General features: G+C 72.0%; 16 protein-coding genes. 6 read left to right on the top strand and 10 right to left on the bottom strand.

Annotated elements, in window-relative coordinates; translation table 11 throughout:
* Positions 1 to 94 precede the first annotated feature (94 nt).
* Positions 95 to 838 carry a methionine ABC transporter permease gene (locus ACH4DX_RS29830; protein ID WP_398121754.1) on the bottom strand — a complete coding sequence of 248 codons (744 nt, stop codon included), beginning with the start codon at positions 836 to 838 and terminating at the stop codon, positions 95 to 97.
* Positions 835 to 1,929: a methionine ABC transporter ATP-binding protein gene (locus ACH4DX_RS29825; protein WP_398121753.1), complete on the bottom strand. Its 1,095-nt coding sequence runs from the start codon at positions 1,927 to 1,929 to the stop codon at positions 835 to 837. Before ACH4DX_RS29825 ends, ACH4DX_RS29830 begins: the two co-directional genes overlap by 4 nt.
* A gap of 746 nt (positions 1,930 to 2,675) precedes the next feature.
* Between ACH4DX_RS29825 and ACH4DX_RS29820 the strand changes: the two genes are divergently transcribed.
* On the top strand, positions 2,676 to 3,035 hold the full coding sequence (locus ACH4DX_RS29820; RefSeq protein WP_398121752.1) for a hypothetical protein: 360 nt from the start codon (positions 2,676 to 2,678) through the stop codon (positions 3,033 to 3,035).
* Position 3,036: 1 nt separating this feature from the next.
* Positions 3,037 to 3,471 carry a hypothetical protein gene (locus ACH4DX_RS29815; protein ID WP_398121751.1) on the top strand — a complete coding sequence of 145 codons (435 nt, stop codon included), beginning with the start codon at positions 3,037 to 3,039 and terminating at the stop codon, positions 3,469 to 3,471.
* On the opposite strand, the gene ACH4DX_RS29810 is transcribed toward ACH4DX_RS29815, so the two are convergent.
* The 3 genes from ACH4DX_RS29810 to ACH4DX_RS29800 form a co-directional block, all read right to left on the bottom strand.
* Complete coding sequence (locus tag ACH4DX_RS29810) at positions 3,468 to 3,977, bottom strand: GNAT family N-acetyltransferase (protein ID WP_398121750.1); 510 nt, start codon at positions 3,975 to 3,977, stop codon at positions 3,468 to 3,470. The two genes, ACH4DX_RS29815 and ACH4DX_RS29810, sit on opposite strands and share 4 nt — an antisense overlap.
* 40 nt (positions 3,978 to 4,017) lie before the next feature.
* Positions 4,018 to 4,539, bottom strand: coding sequence for an RNA polymerase sigma factor (locus ACH4DX_RS29805; RefSeq protein WP_398157417.1), 522 nt, complete (start codon positions 4,537 to 4,539; stop codon positions 4,018 to 4,020).
* 111 nt (positions 4,540 to 4,650) lie between these two features.
* Entirely contained in the window at positions 4,651 to 5,826 is a 1,176-nt protein-coding gene (locus ACH4DX_RS29800; protein WP_398157416.1) for a glycerophosphodiester phosphodiesterase, read from the bottom strand.
* 533 nt (positions 5,827 to 6,359) lie between these two features.
* Here ACH4DX_RS29800 and ACH4DX_RS29795 point away from each other — a divergent pair.
* Positions 6,360 to 6,980 carry a lysophospholipid acyltransferase family protein gene (locus tag ACH4DX_RS29795; RefSeq protein WP_398121747.1) on the top strand — a complete coding sequence of 207 codons (621 nt, stop codon included), beginning with the start codon at positions 6,360 to 6,362 and terminating at the stop codon, positions 6,978 to 6,980.
* Positions 6,981 to 7,188: 208 nt separating this feature from the next.
* Here the strand turns inward: ACH4DX_RS29795 and ACH4DX_RS29790 are convergent, their stop codons facing one another.
* The 5 genes from ACH4DX_RS29790 to ACH4DX_RS29770 all read right to left on the bottom strand — a co-directional run bounded on the left by ACH4DX_RS29790 (position 7,189) and on the right by ACH4DX_RS29770 (position 13,338).
* On the bottom strand, positions 7,189 to 8,730 hold the full coding sequence (locus ACH4DX_RS29790) for an MFS transporter (protein ID WP_398121746.1): 1,542 nt from the start codon (positions 8,728 to 8,730) through the stop codon (positions 7,189 to 7,191).
* Positions 8,727 to 9,278 carry a TetR/AcrR family transcriptional regulator gene (locus ACH4DX_RS29785; protein WP_398121745.1) on the bottom strand — a complete coding sequence of 184 codons (552 nt, stop codon included), beginning with the start codon at positions 9,276 to 9,278 and terminating at the stop codon, positions 8,727 to 8,729. Before ACH4DX_RS29785 ends, ACH4DX_RS29790 begins: the two co-directional genes overlap by 4 nt.
* Positions 9,279 to 9,378: 100 nt before the next feature.
* Complete coding sequence (locus ACH4DX_RS29780; protein ID WP_398157415.1) at positions 9,379 to 10,350, bottom strand: aldo/keto reductase; 972 nt, start codon at positions 10,348 to 10,350, stop codon at positions 9,379 to 9,381.
* Between the two features lie 271 nt (positions 10,351 to 10,621).
* Positions 10,622 to 12,052 carry an argininosuccinate lyase gene (gene argH, locus ACH4DX_RS29775; RefSeq protein ID WP_398121743.1) on the bottom strand — a complete coding sequence of 477 codons (1,431 nt, stop codon included), beginning with the start codon at positions 12,050 to 12,052 and terminating at the stop codon, positions 10,622 to 10,624.
* A 92-nt stretch (positions 12,053 to 12,144) separates the two neighbouring features.
* Complete coding sequence (locus tag ACH4DX_RS29770) at positions 12,145 to 13,338, bottom strand: argininosuccinate synthase (RefSeq protein WP_398157414.1); 1,194 nt, start codon at positions 13,336 to 13,338, stop codon at positions 12,145 to 12,147.
* Positions 13,339 to 13,517: 179 nt separating this feature from the next.
* Here ACH4DX_RS29770 and ACH4DX_RS29765 point away from each other — a divergent pair, with 179 nt between their 5' ends.
* From ACH4DX_RS29765 to ACH4DX_RS29755, 3 genes are read left to right on the top strand one after another with little or no spacing between them, the layout of a single operon-like run.
* Positions 13,518 to 18,482, top strand: a complete 4,965-nt coding sequence (locus tag ACH4DX_RS29765; protein WP_398157413.1) for a caspase family protein — start codon at positions 13,518 to 13,520, stop codon at positions 18,480 to 18,482.
* A complete protein-coding gene (locus tag ACH4DX_RS29760; RefSeq protein WP_398157412.1) occupies positions 18,479 to 18,844 on the top strand; it encodes a hypothetical protein in 366 nt (121 codons plus the stop codon). The genes ACH4DX_RS29765 and ACH4DX_RS29760 overlap by 4 nt, the downstream gene beginning before the upstream one ends.
* On the top strand, positions 18,841 to 19,470 hold the full coding sequence (locus ACH4DX_RS29755) for a hypothetical protein (RefSeq protein ID WP_398157411.1): 630 nt from the start codon (positions 18,841 to 18,843) through the stop codon (positions 19,468 to 19,470). The genes ACH4DX_RS29760 and ACH4DX_RS29755 overlap by 4 nt, the downstream gene beginning before the upstream one ends.
* The last annotated feature ends 8 nt before the right edge of the window (positions 19,471 to 19,478 follow it).

Genomic DNA, 19,478 nt, shown 5'->3' with positions numbered 1-19,478 from the left:
GTGCCTTTCTCCATGGGTGGTACACCCCCGCGGTGGTGGTGCGGGGTGGTGCCGGGGGACTCGGGACGCCCGAGGGCTCGGGACGCCCGGGAACTCAGGAAGCGGTCTTCACCGGGGCGGTGGTGTCGGTGGCGGGCTTGGCACGGAGCAGCTTGAGCCGGGGCGCGGCACCGGAGTGGCCGCCGCGCCGGTGCAGCCTCCGCGCGGCGTAGTCGCCGGCGAACTGGATGATCGAGATGACCACGGCGAGGATGCCGACGGTGATCCACATCAGCTCGGTCTCGAAGCGCTGGTAGCCGTAGCGGACCGCGAGGTCGCCGAGGCCGCCCGCACCGACGGTGCCGGTGATCGCCGAGTAGCCGATGAGGGCCACGATCGTGGTGGTGGTGCTGGAGATCAGCGACGGCAGGGACTCGGGCACGAGGACCTTGCGGACGATGGTCCAGGTGTTGCCGCCCATCGACTGCACGGCCTCGACCAGGCCGTGGTCGACCTCGCGCACGGCCGTCTCGACCAGGCGCGCGAAGAACGGGATGGCGCTGATCGCGAGGGGCACGATCGCGGCCTCGCGGCCGATGGTGGTGCCGACGATGGAGCGGGTGAAGCCCATCAGGGCGACCATGAGGATGATGAAGGGCATCGAGCGGCCGATGTTGACGACCTGCCCGATCACCTTGTTCACGAGCGTGTTCTGAAGCAGGCCCCCGCGGTCGGTGAGGACCAGGAGCAGGCCGAGCGGCAGGCCGACGGCGACGGCGATGAGCGCCGACCAGCCGACCATGTAGAGCGTGTCCCAGCAGGCCTGCTCCAGCAGGGGCCGCATCTCCGACCAGGTCACTTGGCACCTTCCTTCACCAGCGTGGCGGCGGTCCCTGCGGCGCTGCGGCCTTCTTGGGCCGGGACTCCGGCGGCCGCGGCGGCCGCGGCGGCCCCGACGACGTCGATCTGGAGTCCCTGTTCGCGCAGGAAGCCGATCGGGACGACGTTCTCCTCGAAGCGTCCGGGCAGCTCGATGCGCATCCGCCCGACCTGCCTGCCCGCGACGGTGTCCATCGCGGCGCCGAGGATCGAGATGTCGATGTTGTACGTGCGCGACAGCTGGGAGATGACCGGCTGGGTCGCGGCGTCGCCGTGGAAGGTCACGTCGACCACGGTGCGGTCGGTGCCGGTGGCGTCGCCGCTGACCGGGAAGAGCGCGGCGGCGAGCTGCGAGCCGGGGGTGGCGAGCAGCTCGGTGACGGTGCCGGACTCCACGATCCGGCCCCGCTCCATCAGCGCGGCCGAGTCGCAGACCGACTTGACGACCTCCATCTCGTGCGTGATCAGCAGCACGGTGAGGCCGAGCTCGCGGTTGAGGTCGCGCAGGAGCGACAGGATGGAGCGGGTGGTCTCGGGGTCGAGGGCGCTGGTCGCCTCGTCCGAGAGCAGCACCTTCGGCTCGCCCGCCAGGGCGCGGGCGATGCCGACACGCTGCTTCTGGCCGCCGGAGAGCTGCGCCGGGTAGGACTTGGCCTTGTCGGCGAGGCCGACGAGGTCGAGCAGTTCCAGAGCCTTGCGGGAGCGTTCCCTGCCGGACAGGCCGAGGATCTCGAGCGGCAGCTCGACGTTGGCCTGGACGGTGCGCGAGGACAGCAGGTTGAAGTGCTGGAAGACCATGCCGATGCGGTTGCGGGCGGCGCGCAGTTCCTTGCCGGCGCGCGGGCCGCGGCCCGCGAGTGCGGTGAGGTCCTGGCCCGCCACGGTCACGGTGCCGGAGGTGGGGCGCTCGAGGAGGTTCACGCAGCGGATCAGCGAGGACTTGCCGGCACCGGACTGGCCGATGACGCCGTACACCTCGCCCTCGCGCACATGGAGATCGACTCCGTCGATGGCGGTTACTTCACGACCGCGTGAGCGGTAGACCTTGGTGAGGCCGGAAGTGGTGATCACTGGGGTTTCCGTCACTGTCGAGTGCACGGCGGGGTGTCGCCGGGGCACGGGGCATTCGTTCGGAACGCGGCACGGTTCTCGCGATGTCGGGAGGAACCGGAGGACGTGTGCGCGGGGCAGGCTCGCTTCCTACGGTGCGTGCGTCACGCCTGTGGCGTACGTGGCGTAGGGGCGGGGCACAGCGGCTTCGCTTCGGGGCGCGAGGCTCTCGGTGGTGCGGGGGCCCTCAGAAGGCGCACATTCGACACATACAACGAGCACCGGGCGTCGTGATCGCCTCGGTCGCAAGGGTGCGGCTGCTCGTCGTGGTCATGCGGACCAGTAAAACACGCGCGCGGTCGCGTCCCACTACCGCTGTCCGAATAGCGGACAAACTCTGACCGTCAGAAGAGACGGCGCACTCGCTGCCGCGCGGATTCCGCGCACCGGTGGCCATTTCCGTGACACCCGCCGTGGCCTGCGCGGATACGGCGGGAAGACCTTGGACCACGACATCGGCCGACGGCTCGGAAACGGTACGCGCTGTGGTCAACACCACGGTGGGCGTCCCGGCCGCGCGACGGACCGTGCGACCCGCGGGCGCGGCGCCTCCGGGGCCTGGTGCAGCGGAGCCCGGGGCCGGGCACACCGGGGGCCGGGGGCGGGCACACCGGGGGCCGGGGGCGGGCACACCGGGGCCCGGGGTCGGGTACACCAGGGTCGGGGCCGGGCACGCCGGGCCTTTTGGCCCGTAATAGGGTCTCGGCATGCTCGTTGCCCTGACCGTCGCGACCTCCGTGGCCGCCCTCGCGCTCGCGGCCTGGTGCGGATTCGCCGCGTACCGCGACCAGCCGACGAAGGACTGGCACTTCATCGGCATGGGGGTGGTCACCCTGCTCGCCCTGGTCCAGCTGGTCGTCGGCGTCGTCCAGCTGGCGCGGGGCGAGGACCCCGCGCAGGGCACGACGATCTTCGTGGCGTATCTGATCGGCTCGTTCGCGTGCGTGCCCGCGGCCGGATTCATGTCGCTCGCCGAGCGCACCCGCTGGGGCTCGCTGACCGTCGCCGCGGGCGGCGTGGTCCTGGCCGTACTGGAAGTACGGCTCTACGACATCTGGGGAGGCTGAGGTGACGGTGACGGACGACGGACCCCGCACCCGGCAGAAGCTGATCAGCGGTCCCGGCATCCTCCTCGTGTGGCTGTACGGAGTGATGGTCGTCGGCGCCGTGTCGCGCTCGGCGGTGCAGATCTCGACGGACTTCCACAAGGCCCCGCTCGCGTACACGCTGTCCGCGGTCGCCGGTGTGGTCTACGGCTTCATCACGTACTCACTGGTGCGCGGCGGGGAGCGGGCGCGCAGGGCGGCGCTCGTGTGCTGTGCGGCCGAGCTGGTCGGAGTGCTCGCCGTCGGGGCCTGGACCCTCGCGGAGCCCTCCGCGTTCCCCGACGCCACGGTCTGGTCGGACTTCGGGATGGGCTATCTGTTCATCCCCGTGCTGCTGCCGGTGACCGCCGTGTTCTGGCTGCGCAGGCCGCGCAGCCAGCCACGGGCGGGCGCCTAGGCGCTCGTCGCGTACGCGCCCGCTGCGGCTTCCTTGGCGAGGGTGACCACCGTGAGCCGGTCGTCCACGCGCCGGGTGCTCACCGGCGCGTAGCCGTGCTTGCGGTAGAGCTGGAGATTGCTCTCGCTGCGGTGGCCCGAGAACAGCTCGAAGCGCTTGGCGGAGCCGCCCTCGCCGAGGCGCAGCTCGATGGCGTGCAACAGCCGGCCGCCGAGGCCGTGCCGCTGCATCCGCGGGTGCACGATGAGCTTGCCGATGCGGGCGGTGCCCGCCGCGTCGACCGTGCCGCGCACGGACGCCACCACCTCCTCGCCCAGGTGCGCCACCAGGACGCTGCCCGCTTCGAGCTCGGCCCTGATGGAGTCCAGGCTCTGCGTCAGCGGCTCGATGGAGTAGTCGCCGTACAGCTCGGCCTCGCTCTGGTAGCAGAGGTACTGCAATTTGAGGATCTGCTCGGCGGTCCTGCCGTCGGCCGCCGCCTCCGAGATGGTCACGCTCATGCCCATGTGTGCATGCCTCCCGCTCACCTGCTCCGCCGGTTGTCCCTCACTCCTTTCCCCATGGGTCAGGAGTCGCAACCTCTTGCGCGAGCATTCTGCGCAGGCATCCCAGGCAACGGGAACGTTCCGGTCCCAAGGATCCTTGTGACATTCCCAACTCCCCTGCGATTTCGCGGTAGGTGGGGTCCTTGGGCGACAGAAGCGCAAACATGAGACGCGGACAGCGGCCGGGCAGTCTGCGCACCGCGGCGTACAGCGAGCGGTGCCGGTCGGCCCGCAGCGCCCGCTGTTCGGGACCGCCGCGCGGGTCGACGGGCTCGGTGACGTAGGCCCGTTCCCTGCGGGCGGTGGAACGGGTGCGGCGCGCCTCGTCGCGGACGGCGGCGCGGAGCCAGGCCGGGGGGTCGGCGGGCGGCTCGCCGGTGTCGAGGTGCTCGAGCAGGCGCAGCCAGACCGCCTGCTCGATGTCGCCGGGGTCGGTGCCGCTGCCGTGTGCCTCGGCCGAGACCTCCGCCGCGAGCAGCGGACGCAGGGCGGTGACCAGATCGGAGGTGAGCGAAGGGGTCATGCCGACGTGGACGCGGTCGTTCCGGTACGGGTTTCCTTCCCGACCGCGCCTCACCCCAACCGGGGCCCCGCGCACCCTCGTTGACGGGAGGGTGCCGGAGCGGGCGGCGGGTCAGTCGTCGGAGAAGTCCGCGGCGGCGAGCAGGGCCGTGTCCGGGTTGTCGGAGAAGATCCCGTCGATGCCGGTGGCGAAGTACGCCTTGAGCGCGCCGAACACGTCGCCGTACGCGTTCGGGTCCGTGCCCTTCTTGAAGTCGGCGGGCAGGAAGGTGTTCTCGTTGCGCATCGTGTAGGGGTGCAGGAGCAGGCCCTTGGCGTGGGCGTCGCGGACGAGGGTGGTCGGCTCCTGGAGCCTGCCGTCGGGGCCCTTGGGGATGATCAGGTCGAGGGTGGGGCCGATGCCCTTGGCGTACGAGGCCAGCCAGCGCAGGCCCTCGGGCTTGACGAGGTCGGCGACGGTGCGCGGGTCGCCCGCCTGCACGAAGTCCCACGGGCGCGAGGAGGCCGAGGACAGCAGGACGACGCCGGGCGCGCCGACGAGCTTGTGCAGGCGCTGGATGCTGCTCGGCTCGAAGGACTGGAGGAAGTTCGGGGAGTGGCGGTGGTGCCGGTCGTAGCGGCGGAGCAGTTTCGCGAGCCGCTCCTCCAGGCCGAGGCCGAGCCCCCGGAAGTAGGTGGGGTGCTTGGTCTCGATGTGCAGCCACACGCGCCTGCCGCGGCGGCGCCCCTCCTTCTCCGCCCAGCGGAACACCTCTTCGAGCGTGGGCACCTGCCAGCGCCCGTCGTAGAGGGTGTTGTGCTGCCGGGTGCCGGGGATGCGCTCCTTGGCCCGCAGCGTCTTCAGCTCGGCGAGCGTGAAGTCCTCGGTGAACCAGCCGGTGAGCTTGACGCCGTCGACGGACTTGGTCGTCCTGCGCCCCGCGAACTCCGGGTGCGCGGCCACGTCCGTCGTACCCGTGATGTCGTTCTCGTGACGGCATACGAGGTGGCCGTCCTTGGTGGGCACCACGTCCTGCTCGATGACGTGCGCGCCCATGTCCAGGGCGAGTTGGTACGAGCCGAGCGTGTGCTCGGGCCGGTAGCCGCTCGCGCCGCGGTGCGCCACGACGGTCGGCACGGGCAGGTCACGGTACCCGCCGCCGTGCCCGTGGCCGTGCCGCTCACCGGCTCTCGCCACCCCCGGCGCCCCCACGGCCGCCGCGCCCGCCCCGAGCACCGCGGCCCCGAGCACCGCGCGCCGCCCCGGGCTCGTGCCCGTCTCCCGTCGCCCCGATTCCTGCGTCGCCATTGCGCGCTCCTCCCTGTGTACTGCCGCGTGCCGCCTTGCACCTGACAAAGCGGCACGATCGTAGGTGTGATCATGTGACGAAAGGGAGGCCGGGGACCGAACGCCTGGCTGACGCCGCGTGTCGAGCGCGCTCACAGTCGGGGCCGGGGGGCAGGTGTACGCCTGACGGCGCGGGGCACTCGTGCCGGTGCGGGTTCGCGGACGGCCCGGCAGTGCGGACGGCGCGTACGCCCCGGCTCGGGGGCGCCGGCGGACTTCCGGCCGTAAGCGGAACCCGGAGTGAGAAGCACCACTCGGACAAGCCACGCAGTTCGCACGGCGATAACGTCGTCACGGTGGGGTCCTCGCGGGGACAACAGCAGCCAGGAACAGGTCAACTGCGCGTATCGGTCGGATGAACCCGATGTGCAATCGACGGGGCCCGCGAGTATGGTCCTCACCTGCACAGACTCGCCGCCGACCCGTTGACACCGGAGGACCTGTTGTCCCGTCTAGCGCTCATTAAGGCAGTGCTTGGGCCGATCTTGCGCCTGATGTTCCGCCCGCGGGTGGAAGGCGCCGAGAACATCCCCGGTGAGGGACCCGTCATCCTGGCCGGAAACCATCTGACGTTCATCGACTCGATGATCATGCCGCTCGTGTGCGACCGGCCCGTCTACTTCATCGGCAAGGACGAGTACGTCACCGGCAAGGGCCTCAAGGGCCGCCTCATGGCCTGGTTCTTCACCGGCGTCGGCATGATTCCCGTGGACCGCGACGGGGGTCGCGGCGGGGTGGCCGCCCTGATGACCGGGCGCCGCATCCTCGACGACGGCAAGGTCTTCGGCATCTATCCGGAGGGGACCCGCTCCCCCGACGGGCGGCTGTACCGCGGGCGTACGGGGATCGCCCGGCTGACCCTGATGACCGGTGCGCCGGTGGTGCCGTTCGCGATGATCGGCACGGACAAGTTGCAGCCGGGGGGCAAGGGGCTGCCGCGGCCCGGCAAGGTGACCGTGCGGTTCGGTGAGGCCATGGAGTTCTCCCGGTACGACGGGATGGGCCGTGACCGCTATGTGCTGCGGGCGGTGACCGACTCGGTGATGACCGAGGTCATGCTGCTCTCCGGGCAGGAGTATGTGGACATGTACGCCACCAAGGCCAAGGCCGCGTAGGCTCCGCCCGGGTTTTTACGGTGTGCCCGCGCCGGTGCTGGGGGTTCTTCCCGGCGCCGGGGCGGGCGTTCTGTGTATCGGCACCCGGCGCCGGGGGCTGTGCCCACCCTTCCCCAAGCTCTCGGCTTCGCTCGAGCAGGGGAGAACCCACTCGCCGTGCGGAACGCCTGCCCACAGTGGGAGCGGGCGGGTGCCCACGGGGGTGGGGTCAGTGTTCTGGGCTGTCCTCCAGTTTTTGGTGCTTCAGGAGGAACCAGGCCGCTGCCGCCGTGGCCAGCAGGACCGCTGCGCCCACGCCCGCGGCCAGGCGGAGGCCGTCCACGAAGGCGTCCTGGGCCGCGGCCAGCAGGGGCTCGGCCGTGTGGGCCGGGAGGTCCGCGCCCGCCTCGACGGCGCCGCCCAGGGAGTCGTGGGCCGCCGACGCCGCGTCGGCCGGGGTGCCCGCGGGGGCCGTGAAGTCGCGGTACACACCGGTCACGATGGAGCCGAGCAGGGCGATGCCGAGCGCCGCGCCGAGTTCGTACGCCGTCTCCGAGACCGCGGACGCCGCGCCCGCCTGCTCCTTGGGCACGCTGGACAGGATCACGTCGGCGGTCACCGTGAAGGAGAAGCCCGCCCCGACGCCGACGACCAGGAGTGCGGCGCCGAGCAGCGGATACCCCGTCTGCTGGCTCAGCACGGTCAGGGAGGCGAGCGCGACACCCACCGCGGCGAGACCGCCCGCGACCACCGCGCGCACCGAGTACCTGCGCGCCACCGTACCCGCGATCAGGCCCGCCGTGACGGCGCCCACGGCCGCGGGCAGTTCGGCGAGACCGGCCTCGAACGGCTGCCTGCCCTGCACCAGTTGCAGGAACTGGGAGAGGAAGAAGACGAGCCCGGACAGGCCGAGGATGGTCAGCAGGTCGGCGAGGACCGCCGCCGAGAACCCGCGGTTGCGGAAGAGCCGCATGTCGAGGAGCGGCGCGGGCAGCGTGAGCTGCCGGCGTACGAACCAGGTCAGGGCGGCCGCGCCGATGACGCCGGAGACGAGGACGTCCCAGCGCGGGCCGTGCGCCGCCGCCTCCTTGATCGCGTACACGACGGCGATCATGCCGATGAGCGAGAGCACCACGCTGATCAGGTCCCAGGGACCGGGCGCCGGGTTCTTCGACTCGGGCAGCAGCTTGATGCCGACGAGCACGAGGACCGCCATCACGGGCAGGTTGATCAGGAAGACCGAGCCCCACCAGAAGTGTTCGAGCAGGAAGCCGCCGACGACCGGGCCGACCGCCGCGCCCGCCGACGCCATCGCGCCCCACACGCCGACGGCGATGCTGCGCTCGCGCGGGTCGTGGAAGATGTTCCGGATCAGCGCGAGGGTGGACGGCATCAGGGTCGCACCCGCCACACCGAGCAGCGCACGCGCGAGGATCATCAGCTCGGGCGTGGTGGCGTAGGAGTTGAGCACGGACACCGCGCCGAACGCGACGGCGCCGGTGAGCAGCAGCTTCTTGCGGCCGATGCGGTCGCCGAGGCTGCCCATGGAGACGAGCAGGCCCGCGATCACGAACGAGTAGACGTCGCCGATCCACAGGAGCTGGGTGCCGGACGGCTTCAGGTCCTCACTGATGTACGGGGTCGCGAGACCGAGGACGGTCGCGTCCACCGCGACGAGCAGCACGGCCAGCACGAGTACGGCCAGGGCGAGCCAGCGGCCGGGGTGCGGCGCCACCTCCGCGGGCCGTACGCGCTGTTCGGTGCCTTTCATGGTTCCACTCTCCGTCGTGCGCCGCCGATCAGCAGCTCGGCGATCATGTATGAGATGTCCTTGGCCGCCACGCGGCCGTCGAGCACGGCCCAGGCGCCGGAGCCGACGAGCCCGTACAGCGCCTCCGTGAGCCATGCGGCGCTCAGGTCGATGCGGAACTCTCCGCTCTGCTGTCCGCGCCGGAACAGGGCCGCGATCCGGACGTCGAGCCGGGACCAGCCCTCGTGCTGGGCGTCGCCCTCGAAGAGCTGGTTCTCCGTGACGAGGAACGCGAGCAGGCCCGCGGCGGGCTCGAATTCCTTGATCAGGCGCCGCAGCGCGGCCTCGGCGCTGTCCTCGTCGAGCCGGGCGGCGTCCATGGCCGCCTCGCACTCCTGGATGCCCAGCTCCTCGAGCGCGCGGATGAGCGCGTCGCGCCCCGCGAAGTGACGGTGCAGCGTGGCGCGGCTGAGGCCGGCGGCCCTGGCCACCTCGTCCATGGTCGAGGAGCCCTTGCGGGTGAGCTGCGCGGCGGCACTGCGCAGCACGTGGTCACGATCGACTGGCATGAGACAAGCATAGGCCATTTGAGACAACTTTGTCTCACGCGACTGAGTCGAGGGAGTCTCGCGGGTGCCGCGCGGCCGGATGACGTGGTGTGCGTGTCGATCAGTGCCAGGGCAGGCCCGACCGCGTGGCCCAGTACGCCGCGGGCTCCTCCGCGAGGGCCGACAGCCGGTCCAGGTGCTCCTCGTCCAGGTCGACCGCCGTGGCGTGCAGGTTCGACACCAGCTGTACGGAGGTGGCGGCCCCGGAGAGGACGACGCCCGCCCACGGCTCCCGCAGGACGAGGGCGAGCGCGACCGCGTCGCAGCCGTGCCCGGTGGCCTCGGCGGCGGCGCGCAGCGCGGCGGGCGCCCGCGGGCCCGCGAGGCGGCCGTTGGCCATGCCCTCCTTGACCAGGACGGTGAGTCCGGCGTCGTGCGCCTCCGCGAGGGCGGGCCCCGCCGAGGTCTCCAGGGCGTTGTAGGTGGCCTGGACGGTACGGAAGAGGCACTCGCCGCCGACGGTGACGTCGAGGGCGGCGCGGATCGCCGCGGCCTGCTCGGGGCCGCTCACGGAGAGCCCGACGGTGACACCGCTGTCCGCGAGATCCGCGAGGCGGGCGTGCAGTTCCTTGTCGGTGAGGGCCGGGCTCTGAGGAGTGACCGAGTGGATCTGGTAGAGGTCGAGCCGGTCGCCGAGCAGCTCCGCGCTCTCCGCGCGCTGGCGGTCGTACGCGGCGACGCTGTGGTCCTTGACCTCGTGCGCGTCGGCGTCGGTGCGCCAGTCGGCCGTGTACGTGTAGCCCCACTTGCTGCCCACGACGACGTCGCGGACGGCGGGCCGCGCCCGTAGCCAGTCGGCGAGGAACTCCTCCGAGCGGCCGTAGGAGCGGGCCACGTCGAGGTAGCGCACGCCGAGCGCGTACGCGGCGTCCAGGAGTTCCAGGGTGCGGTCTCGGAGGGCCTCGACGCTGCGGGAGGGGGGTAGGTCCTCCTCGCGGCCCAGGGTGATGTAGCCGGGCCTGGCCACCGCGGCGAGGCCCAGGCCCAGGTGGGCGGTGGGGGTGGTTGCTGCGTCCAGGCGGGCGAAGGGCATGCGCGGGCTCCACGTCGAGGGGGTGCGCGCGGGCTGCGTGCACTCCCTCAACGTAATCGGGGGTGGGGGGGCGGGCTCGGGCGGGCCGGTCCGGGCCTCGCGGGGCGCCCCAGGCCCGCCCCTTCCCGAACCAGGGGCGCTGCGCCCCCTGGGCCCCAGCCCTTTGCCGGCGCTCCGCGCCTCGTCCTCAGACGCCGGACGGGCTGGAGAAACGCGCTCCGCGCTCGTCCTCAAACGCCGGACGGGCTGATATCTCACCGGAGCGAGCTGATCAGCTGCTGCCGCGCTTCGCCCACGTGCGCTGCTCCGCCACATCCCGCTTGATCTCCGCGAGCTGCACCGCCACCGCCGAGGGTGCCGTCCCGCCCCTGCCGTCGCGGGCTGCCAGTGCGCCGTGGACGTTCAGGACCGAGCGGACCTCCGGGGTCAGATGGGGGCTGATCTTTGCGAACTGCTCGTCCGTGAGCTGGTCGAGTTCGATGCCCTGCGCCTCGCACTCCTTGACGCACTCCCCCGCCACCTCGTGCGCGACGCGGAACGGCACGCCCTGCTTGACCAGCCACTCGGCGATGTCCGTGGCGAGCGAGAAACCGGCCGGTGCCAGCTCCTCCATGCGCTCGCGGTGCACGGTGAGCGTGGCCATCATGCCGGTGAAGGCGGGCAGCAGGACCTCCAGTTGGTCGCAGGAGTCGAAGACCGGCTCCTTGTCCTCCTGGAGGTCGCGGTTGTACGCGAGCGGCAGCGCCTTGAGCGTCGCCAGCAGGCCGGTCAGGTTGCCGATGAGGCGGCCCGACTTGCCGCGGGCGAGCTCCGCGATGTCGGGGTTCTTCTTCTGCGGCATGATCGACGAGCCGGTCGAGAACGCGTCGTGCAGGGTGACGAAGGAGAACTCCTTCGTGTTCCAGATGATGACCTCCTCGGCGATCCGGGAGAGGTTCACACCGATCATCGCGGTGATGAAGGCGAACTCGGCGGCGAAGTCACGGGACGCCGTGCCGTCGATGGAGTTGGCGGCGGAGCCGTGCTCGAAGCCGAGGTCCGCGGCCACCGCCTGCGGGTCGAGCCCGAGCGAGGAGCCCGCGAGCGCCCCGGAGCCGTACGGCGAGACGGCGGTCCGCGCGTCCCACTGCCGCAGCCGCTCCGCGTCCCGCGACAGGGACTGGACGTGGGCGAGCACATGGTGGGCGAAGAGCACCGGCTGGGCGTGCTGGAGGTGGGTGCGGCCCGGCATGGCGACGTCGGGGTGCGCCTCGGCGAGGCCGACGAGCGCTTCCTGGAGCTCGGCGAGCAGGCCGCCGATGATCCGGGCGTGGTCGCGCAGGTACATCTTGAAGAGCGTGGCGACCTGGTCGTTGCGGGACCGGCCCGCGCGCAGCTTGCCGCCGAGGTCGGGGCCGAGCCGCTCCAAGAGGCCGCGCTCCAGGGCGGTGTGCACGTCCTCGTCGGCGACGGTTCCGACGAAGGACCCGTCGGCGACGTCTCCTTCGAGCCGGTCGAGACCGGCGAGCATGCGCTCCAGCTCGTCGGCGGTGAGCAGTCCGGCCGTGTGGAGCACGCGGGCGTGGGCTCGGGAGCCCGCGATGTCGTACGGCGCGAGCCGCCAGTCGAAGTGCACCGAGGCGGACAGTCGCGCCAGCGCCTCAGCCGGGCCGTCGGCGAAACGGCCGCCCCAGAGGCGGACGTCGCCGGTGTTGCTGCTCACTGCACGTACTCCTTGGAGAAGGGGGGATGTGCGTCCGCCTCCCCCGCGCCGAGCGCTTCGGGGAGGCGGACCTCAACGTACCGCTGGGGGCCTCAGGCCAGGTCCCGCTTCGCGGCGATCTTCGAGGACAGGCCGAAGATGTCGATGAAGCCCTGCGCCTTGGACTGGTCGAAGGTGTCGCTCGAGTCGTAGGTCGCGAGGTTGAAGTCGTACAGGGACTGGTCGGACCTGCGGCCGGTGACGACGGCGCGGCCGCCGTGCAGGGTCAACCGGATGTCGCCGCTGACGTGCCGGCTCGCCTCGTCGATGAAGCCGTCGAGGGCCTTCTTGAGCGGGGAGAACCACAGGCCGTCGTAGACCAGCTCGCCCCAGCGCTGCTCGACCTGCCGCTTGTACCGGGCCAGCTCCCGCTCGACCGTGACGTTCTCCAGCTCCTGGTGGGCGGTGATCAGGGCGATGGCGCCGGGAGCCTCGTACACCTCACGGGACTTGATGCCCACCAGCCGGTCCTCGACCATGTCGATCCGGCCGACGCCCTGGGCGCCCGCGCGCTCGTTGAGCTGCTGGATGGCCTGGAGGACCGTGACCGGCCTGCCGTCGATGGCGACCGGCGCGCCCTCCTTGAAGGTGATGACGACCTCGTCGGCCTCGCGCGGGATCGCGGGGTTGGAGGTGTACTCGTACACGTCCTCGATGGGCGCGTTCCAGATGTCCTCCAGGAAGCCCGTCTCGACGGCGCGCCCGAAGACGTTCTGGTCGATGGAGTACGGCGACTTCTTGGTGGTCGCGATCGGCAGGCCCTTGTCCTCGCAGAAGGCGATGGCCTTGTCCCTGGTCATCGCGTAGTCCCGGACGGGGGCGATGCACTTGAGGTCGGGGCCGAGGGCCTGGATGCCGGCCTCGAACCGCACCTGGTCGTTGCCCTTGCCGGTGCAGCCGTGGGCCACGACGCCGGCGCCGTGCTTGTTCGCGGCGGCTACCAGGTGCTTGACGATCGTGGGCCGGGACAGGGCCGAGACCAGCGGGTACCGGTCCATGTAGAGGGCGTTGGCCTTGATCGCCGGGAGGCAGTAGCCCTCGGCGAACTCGTCCTTGGCGTCGGCGACCTCCGCCTCCACGGCACCGCAGGCGAGCGCGCGCTTGCGGATGACGTCCAGGTCCTCGCCGCCCTGGCCGACGTCCACGGCGACGGCGATGACCTCGGCGCCCGTCTCCTCGGCGATCCAGCCGATGGCGACGGAGGTGTCCAGGCCGCCCGAGTAGGCGAGTACGACGCGCTCGGTCACGGGGTTTCTCCTCACAGTGCATTCGCTCGCTCAGTGCATTCATTCACTGACATGCATGAGTATGCACTCCTCTGCATGCTTCGTCAATCGGGCACGCGGTCTCCCGGTCACGCCCCGTCGGCGCCCGGAGCGGTGCATCATGTTCCTCCGGCCCGGGGAGAGGGCCCGGGGGAGGAACCATGACGGCACGGGAGCGCTGCGCGCTGCTGATCGGTATCGGGCACGTGCCCGCGGCGACCGAGCTCTTCGAACCGCTCGACGAGGCCGTCGACGCCGATCTCAGGCTGATGAACTCCGCCCTCGGGGCCGCGGGGTACGACGTCACGACTCTGCACAACGCCGGTCTGAACGAGATCAGGACCCGCATCCACGAGGCGGCGCGCGACGTCCCCGACGGCGGCACCCTCCTGCTCTACTTCACCGGGCACGGGATCCGCGCCGGCGGCATCGACTACCTGGTGCCCTTCGACGCCTTCCCGCCCGCCGACGGCGACTGGCAGGAGCCGTACATCGACTCGCTGCTCCCCGCGAGCATCAGCCCCTGGCTGAAGGCCTGCACCGCGGGCACGGTGGTGTGGGCCGTCGACGCCTGCCGCACCGAGCTGGCCGCCGGCGACGTGCGCTTCGGCAACAGCGTCGACAACGGCCCACCGGGAGGCGGCTTCGCCGTGCTCATGGGCTGCTCGGCGGGTGAGCGCGCGGGCAGCACGGGCGAGGGCAGCTTCTTCACCCGGGGCCTCGCCGAGGCCCTCAGCCCGCTGACGCCCGCCCGCGCCGTGGAGGACGTCTTCGACGCCGCCGCCGCGCGGACCAGGGCGGTGGCCCACCGGCACGGGCAGACGCAGAACGCCTACGTCCACTACGGCATGAACTTCGAGGCCCGCACCAAGAGCACGGACGTCTGCGAGGGCCGGCCGCTCCTCGAGGCCTGGCAGGGGGCCGTGCGGGACACCGCGCTGTGGCAGCTCGTCGACGACCGCGGCCAGGGCTGCGTCGTCCGGTTCAAGGACTCTCTGAGCGCTTTCGTGGAGCGGTGCGCGTTCACCCTGCACCGCGCGCAGGAGCGGCTGCCCCACGAGGACCCGTGGTCCGACGACACCTTCCCCGTGCGCCTGTTGTGCGACCGCCTTCCCTCGCTGCTGCCCGCCGGTGCCACACTCTCCGCGGTGGAGGTCGCCACGCTCGTCGCGGCGCCCTTCCTCCGGGAGGCCGCGTGGGCGGAGCGGCTGAGCCAGGCCGCCGAGATCGCGCCGGAGTCCCTCGAGCGCCGGCCCGGCGCCGACGCGTACCGCAGGCACTACGAGCAGATCGCCGAACAGCACGTGCGGGTGGCCCGCAAGGCGGCGGAGTGCCGGGCGCGCGAGCGCACCGAGGACGCGGTGGCCGTCACGATGTGGCTGGTGCACCGGTGGGTGGCGGACCGGTTCGAGACGGACGACGAGGCCGTGCCGCCGGCGGCCGCGGACCAGCTGGCCGCCGGGCTGCTCCAGAGCGCGGGCGCCGTGCCCGACCGGGTCAGGGAACTGTCGGGGCTGCTCCGGGCGGCGGCCGCGGGCATCGGCCTCGACGAGCCGCCGGACGACCTCGCGGGGCGGGCACCCGCCAAGGTGCTGCTGCCCGGCGGCCACCAGCCGCTGCGGCTGCGTCCGCTGGCGGCGCTCCTGCGGCTCGCGGGCGCGCTCGCGGTGGACGTGCGGACGTTCCCCGAGATGGTGGCCGAGCACCTGGCCGTCTCCGATCCGGTACTGCCGCAGGAGATCGTCGGCCTCGTGTCCCAGCCCGAGCTGCTGAGCTGGCAGTCCGAGGGCAGCACGCTCCACCTCGACGTCCCGTGCCCGCACCAGTCGGTGCACGCCGCGCTCATGGACGTCGCCCACCAGGCGGACCAGCTCGCCGAGCAGGTGGCGGGCCTCGCGGCGACGCTGCCCGCCCCGGAGGCCGCGCTCCTCGCCGCCGTGCCGACCCGGATCACCGACCGCGACCTGCGACCGAGCCGCTCCCACGGCCAGGCTTCGTACGAGGTCCCGCTGCTGCGCTTCCACCTCGCGCAGACCGAGGTGCGCGAACTCCTCATGGGTGAGCAGCTCTACGGCGGCGAACCGCAGCTCGCGCTGCGCGAGCTCTACCAGAACGCCATGGACGCGTGCCGCTACCGCGCGATGCGCTGGAGGTATCTGGACAGCGTGGGCGCCTCGCCCGCGCCCTGGACGGGCGGCCGCATCTCCGTCGTCCAGGGTGAGGACGACCGCGGCCGGTACGTGGAGTGCCGGGACAACGGCGTCGGCATGAGCGCGGACCAGCTGAAGTACACCTTCACGCGTGCGGGCAGCCGGTTCGAGCAGTCCAAGGCGTTCCGGCGCGAGCAGTCGCGCTGGCTGCGGCACGATCCGGGGCTGCGTCTCTACCCCAACAGCCGTTTCGGGATCGGCGTGTTCAGCTACTTCATGCTCGCCGACGAGATGTCGATCGTGACACGGCAGGTGAGCGCGGAGGGGAAACCGGCGGAGCAGGCGTTGCGGGTGGACATCCCGAGCAGCGGCAGCCTGTTCCGGATCAAGAGGCACGAGGCGCCGGGAGACAGCCTGCCGGAAGGGGGAACGCGGGTCCGGCTGTATCTGCGGCCGGGCCACACGGCGGACGCGCTCTCGTGCGTCGCCACGCTGCGGGATCTCGTACGCGTGAGCGAGTTCGACCTGGAGGTGCGGGACGCGGCCGGGGCCGAGCACGTCTGGGAACGAGGGGTGCTGCAACCGGGCGTCGGCGGCGGCTCGATGAAGCCACTGGAGGCGGTGCCGGGCGTCCTGTGGTGGGTCGGCGAGGACGGCGGTGTGCTCTGCGACGGCATCACCACCGACGTACGGCCTTTCGGGTACGTGCTGAACCTGACGGGTCCGCACGCGGGACAGCTCAACGTCAGCCGCAAGGAGCTCCAGGACTACGACCGCGACTGGGAGCGGCAGAACTGGCGGGCGGGCGCCCGGAGACTGGGCGAGTGGCCGCTGTTGCGGATGGAGTGGCTCTGGGAGCTCGAGCAGCGCAATCTGGCGGTGGCACGGTCGCTGTGGCGCGAGTGGCGGGGTACGGGCGTCACCGCCACGCGGGAGGACGGGCACCGGCACTCGCTCGACGTCCAGGGCTGGTTCTGGCTCGACCGGGCCATCACTTCCCAGCAAGGGCACCACTCCGGCATCGGCGGCGGGATCAACTCCTGGCGTGCCGCCGCGCTGCGCCTGCCCCACGCCGGCGGGCGGATGTCCAGCCCCAAGAGCCTCGTCGGCCATCCCGTACCGGAGCCGGGGGACGCGGCGGTGCAGGACACCGGTATGAGCTGGTGGAACGTCCTGCTGCGCGCCGCGCAGCAGGAGACCACGGTGACCGACATCCTCCGGCGCAAGCGGCGGCTGCGCATCGCCCACGCGCACGAGGCCCCGCCCGCCGTGTACGGGGAGGGTCTCGACGAGGAACCGGACCGGATCGACACCGGGCTCGCCCGGATCCTGTCCGGCTCCTTCACCACGGACCTGCCGACCGAGCTGCGGCACAACGGCGCGGTCACCGCCGAGACGGGCTGCCTCGTGCTGACGTCCCAGAAGCTGGCCGAGCCCCTGGGCCGGGTCGTCGCACGGTACGAGCGCTGGGCACCCCTGCACAACGCTCCCCCGCTGTCCGTTCCCGCCCATCACCGGGACCACGTGTGCACGGAGAGCGACATCGCCCACCTCTTCCTCGACGACAACACCAGGTACGAGAGGTCGCTCGTCCCGGTGTCCGGCGCGGAACAGGCGCGCGAGGTGTGCAGGCGCACCGGTACACCGGCATCCGATGTACTGCGTCTGCTCGACGAGTTCTCCTGGCTCGGCTGGAGGGCTCCCGCCGCCGGGACGGTCCAGGCGTGGATCGACCTGGACGCCGAGACCGACCTGGAGCTGACCCGGTTCACCGGCGGGGAGCAGGAGCCCCGCACTCTGCGCTGGGCCGCGACGATCTCGGTGGCCGCGACCCGGAGCTGCGACCTCGCGACCGCCGAGGAGGACCTCGCCAGGGTCGCCGCCGCGACGGGCCTGACATACGAGCGACGCTACGCGGGTGCGGGCCCCGGTGGTCCGTTCGTGCCTTCGCCGGTCGCCGGGACGCTCGTCGACGCGCTGAACAGCAACGACGTACTCCTGGAGCGGGGGGTGAACCTAGAGGAACTGGGCAGGGCGTCCCGCCGGCTGCCGGACCCGGCCGAGATCGCAGGCGTGGTCGAGGAGCTGAGGGCGGCCGGGGTGGCGGTGCCCGACGACGTGCGCGTCATCGCCGCCTGGCCGAGCCTGCCGCTGCGCAGCCGTTACGCGCTGTCCGGCAAGGAGGCCTCCAGTGAGGACGAGGACTACCCGGCCGACCGGCTCACAGCGGCCGGACTCCTGTACACGGCGGCGTGTCTGCACGAGTCCCTCGGCGAGGTGTGGAGTCTCGCCCGCCAGGAGGCCGACAGGTTCGGCCTCACCGTGCCGCCGCTCCCGGAGGAACTGACGGCGTGGCGGCCGGTCCCGCACATGACCACGGTGCTGATCGAACAGCCCCTCCACTTCGGCCAGTTCTACCCCGCCACCTGGGTGCCGCTGACCGCGTCGTCCTTCGCCCAGTACGCCAGTGACCATCAGATCGACATCGCCACGGCCTACGCGCAGCTGGCCGTGCTGAGGCCCATCGGTGCTCTGGTGCCCCCGCTCTCCGCGGAGGAGCGGGACGCGCTGCCCACGACGGTCCCCTCCGCGCGGGACGTGGTCGCGCTCTCCCGTGACCAATGGGTCTCACCCAAGGGGGAGTTCTGTGCCCTGGACCTGATCAGCATCGCGGGACGCCTCGGCGAACCCGCCACGGACACGCTCCGGCGTATCACTCCCTATCTGCCGTTGCTCCCCGCCTCCGTCCGGCTGCCCCCGCCGCCGGACACGATCCCCCTGTGGCAGGACCTCGCGATCCTCAGCGAGAACCTGGACGGGCGGCTCCCCGCCGTGACCGGCCGGGTGAGCGCCCGCCACATCGCCCGCGCCGCGGACGCCGTCGGCGAGCCCGCGTCCTGGGTCACCGCACGTCTGCGTGAGTACGCCACCTTGTTCTCCCTCGACCTCGACCTCGACCTGGACGACGCCTCATGACACAGCCCCCGCAGCGCCCCCACGCGTTCGACACCGCCTACGCGGAGGAGGACCTCGGTGAGGTGGGCGACCCGTTCACCGTGAGCCCCACCTCCGCGGGCCGCACCTCCGTACGGGGACACTGCCCCCGCTGTCACGGCAGGACGGCCACCGAGTACCGGTACGGCGTCCCCGGAAGCGGTGCCGGGGCCGGGACGAAGGGCCCGCTGGACGCGGACACGGCGCTCCTCGTCCAGGAACGGCACTTCTGCGAGTGCGGCCACCCGCATCCGCAGCTGCCGTCGAACGCCGTCTTCATCGGCTGCGGAGCGAGTTGGTACGTACGGTCCCTGGTGGCCGTCGGCCCGAGCGGCACCCCGTGACGGCCCAGTCCGACCGGCGCTGGGCGGAGTTGGCGCGGGAGCTGGAGTTCACGCAGCTCGACGAGTTGCGCCGCCGGGCTGAGGGGTGGCGTACGGGTCTGACCGGCCTGACGACCCTGCTGGCCGTCCTCGCCGTCCTCAAGGGCCGCGACGACCTGAACGGACTGCCGGACGCCGCCCGCCACACGGCCTCCGGCCTGATCGCCGCCGCTTTCCTGCTGCTCCTCGCCGGGTCGGTGCTTGCCGTGCGGGCGGCACACGGACGGCTGGGCGACCGCACCCTGCTCGCCGGGCAAGCACTGCGGTGCTGGACGGAGGACGAGGTCGTGCGCGTCACGAAGGCGCTGCGCCGCGCCTCGGTGTGCTGCGTGCTCGGCGTCGCGTGCGCCGCCGTCGCCGTGGGCCTGGCCTGGGCCACGACCGAATCGTCCGGGGACCGTCTGGTGCGGGTGGGCACGACGTCCGGGGAGCGGTGCGGCGAGTTCCTCGGGTCGGGCAGGGACGGGGTCTCGCTGCGCGCCGAGGACGCGGGGAAGACGGGCGACGGGAAGGCGCGGCGGGTCGTGCTGCCCGCACGTACGGTCATCTCCGTGACCCCGGTGGACGGTTGCGGCGCCGCCAAGTGAGGGCGCCG

This window comes from Streptomyces sp. NPDC017940, assembly GCF_044328435.1.
In the GTDB taxonomy this organism is placed as follows: domain Bacteria; phylum Actinomycetota; class Actinomycetes; order Streptomycetales; family Streptomycetaceae; genus Streptomyces.
The sequence above is the reverse complement of the archived record's forward strand: the minus strand, read 5'-3'. Positions and strand labels throughout refer to the sequence as shown.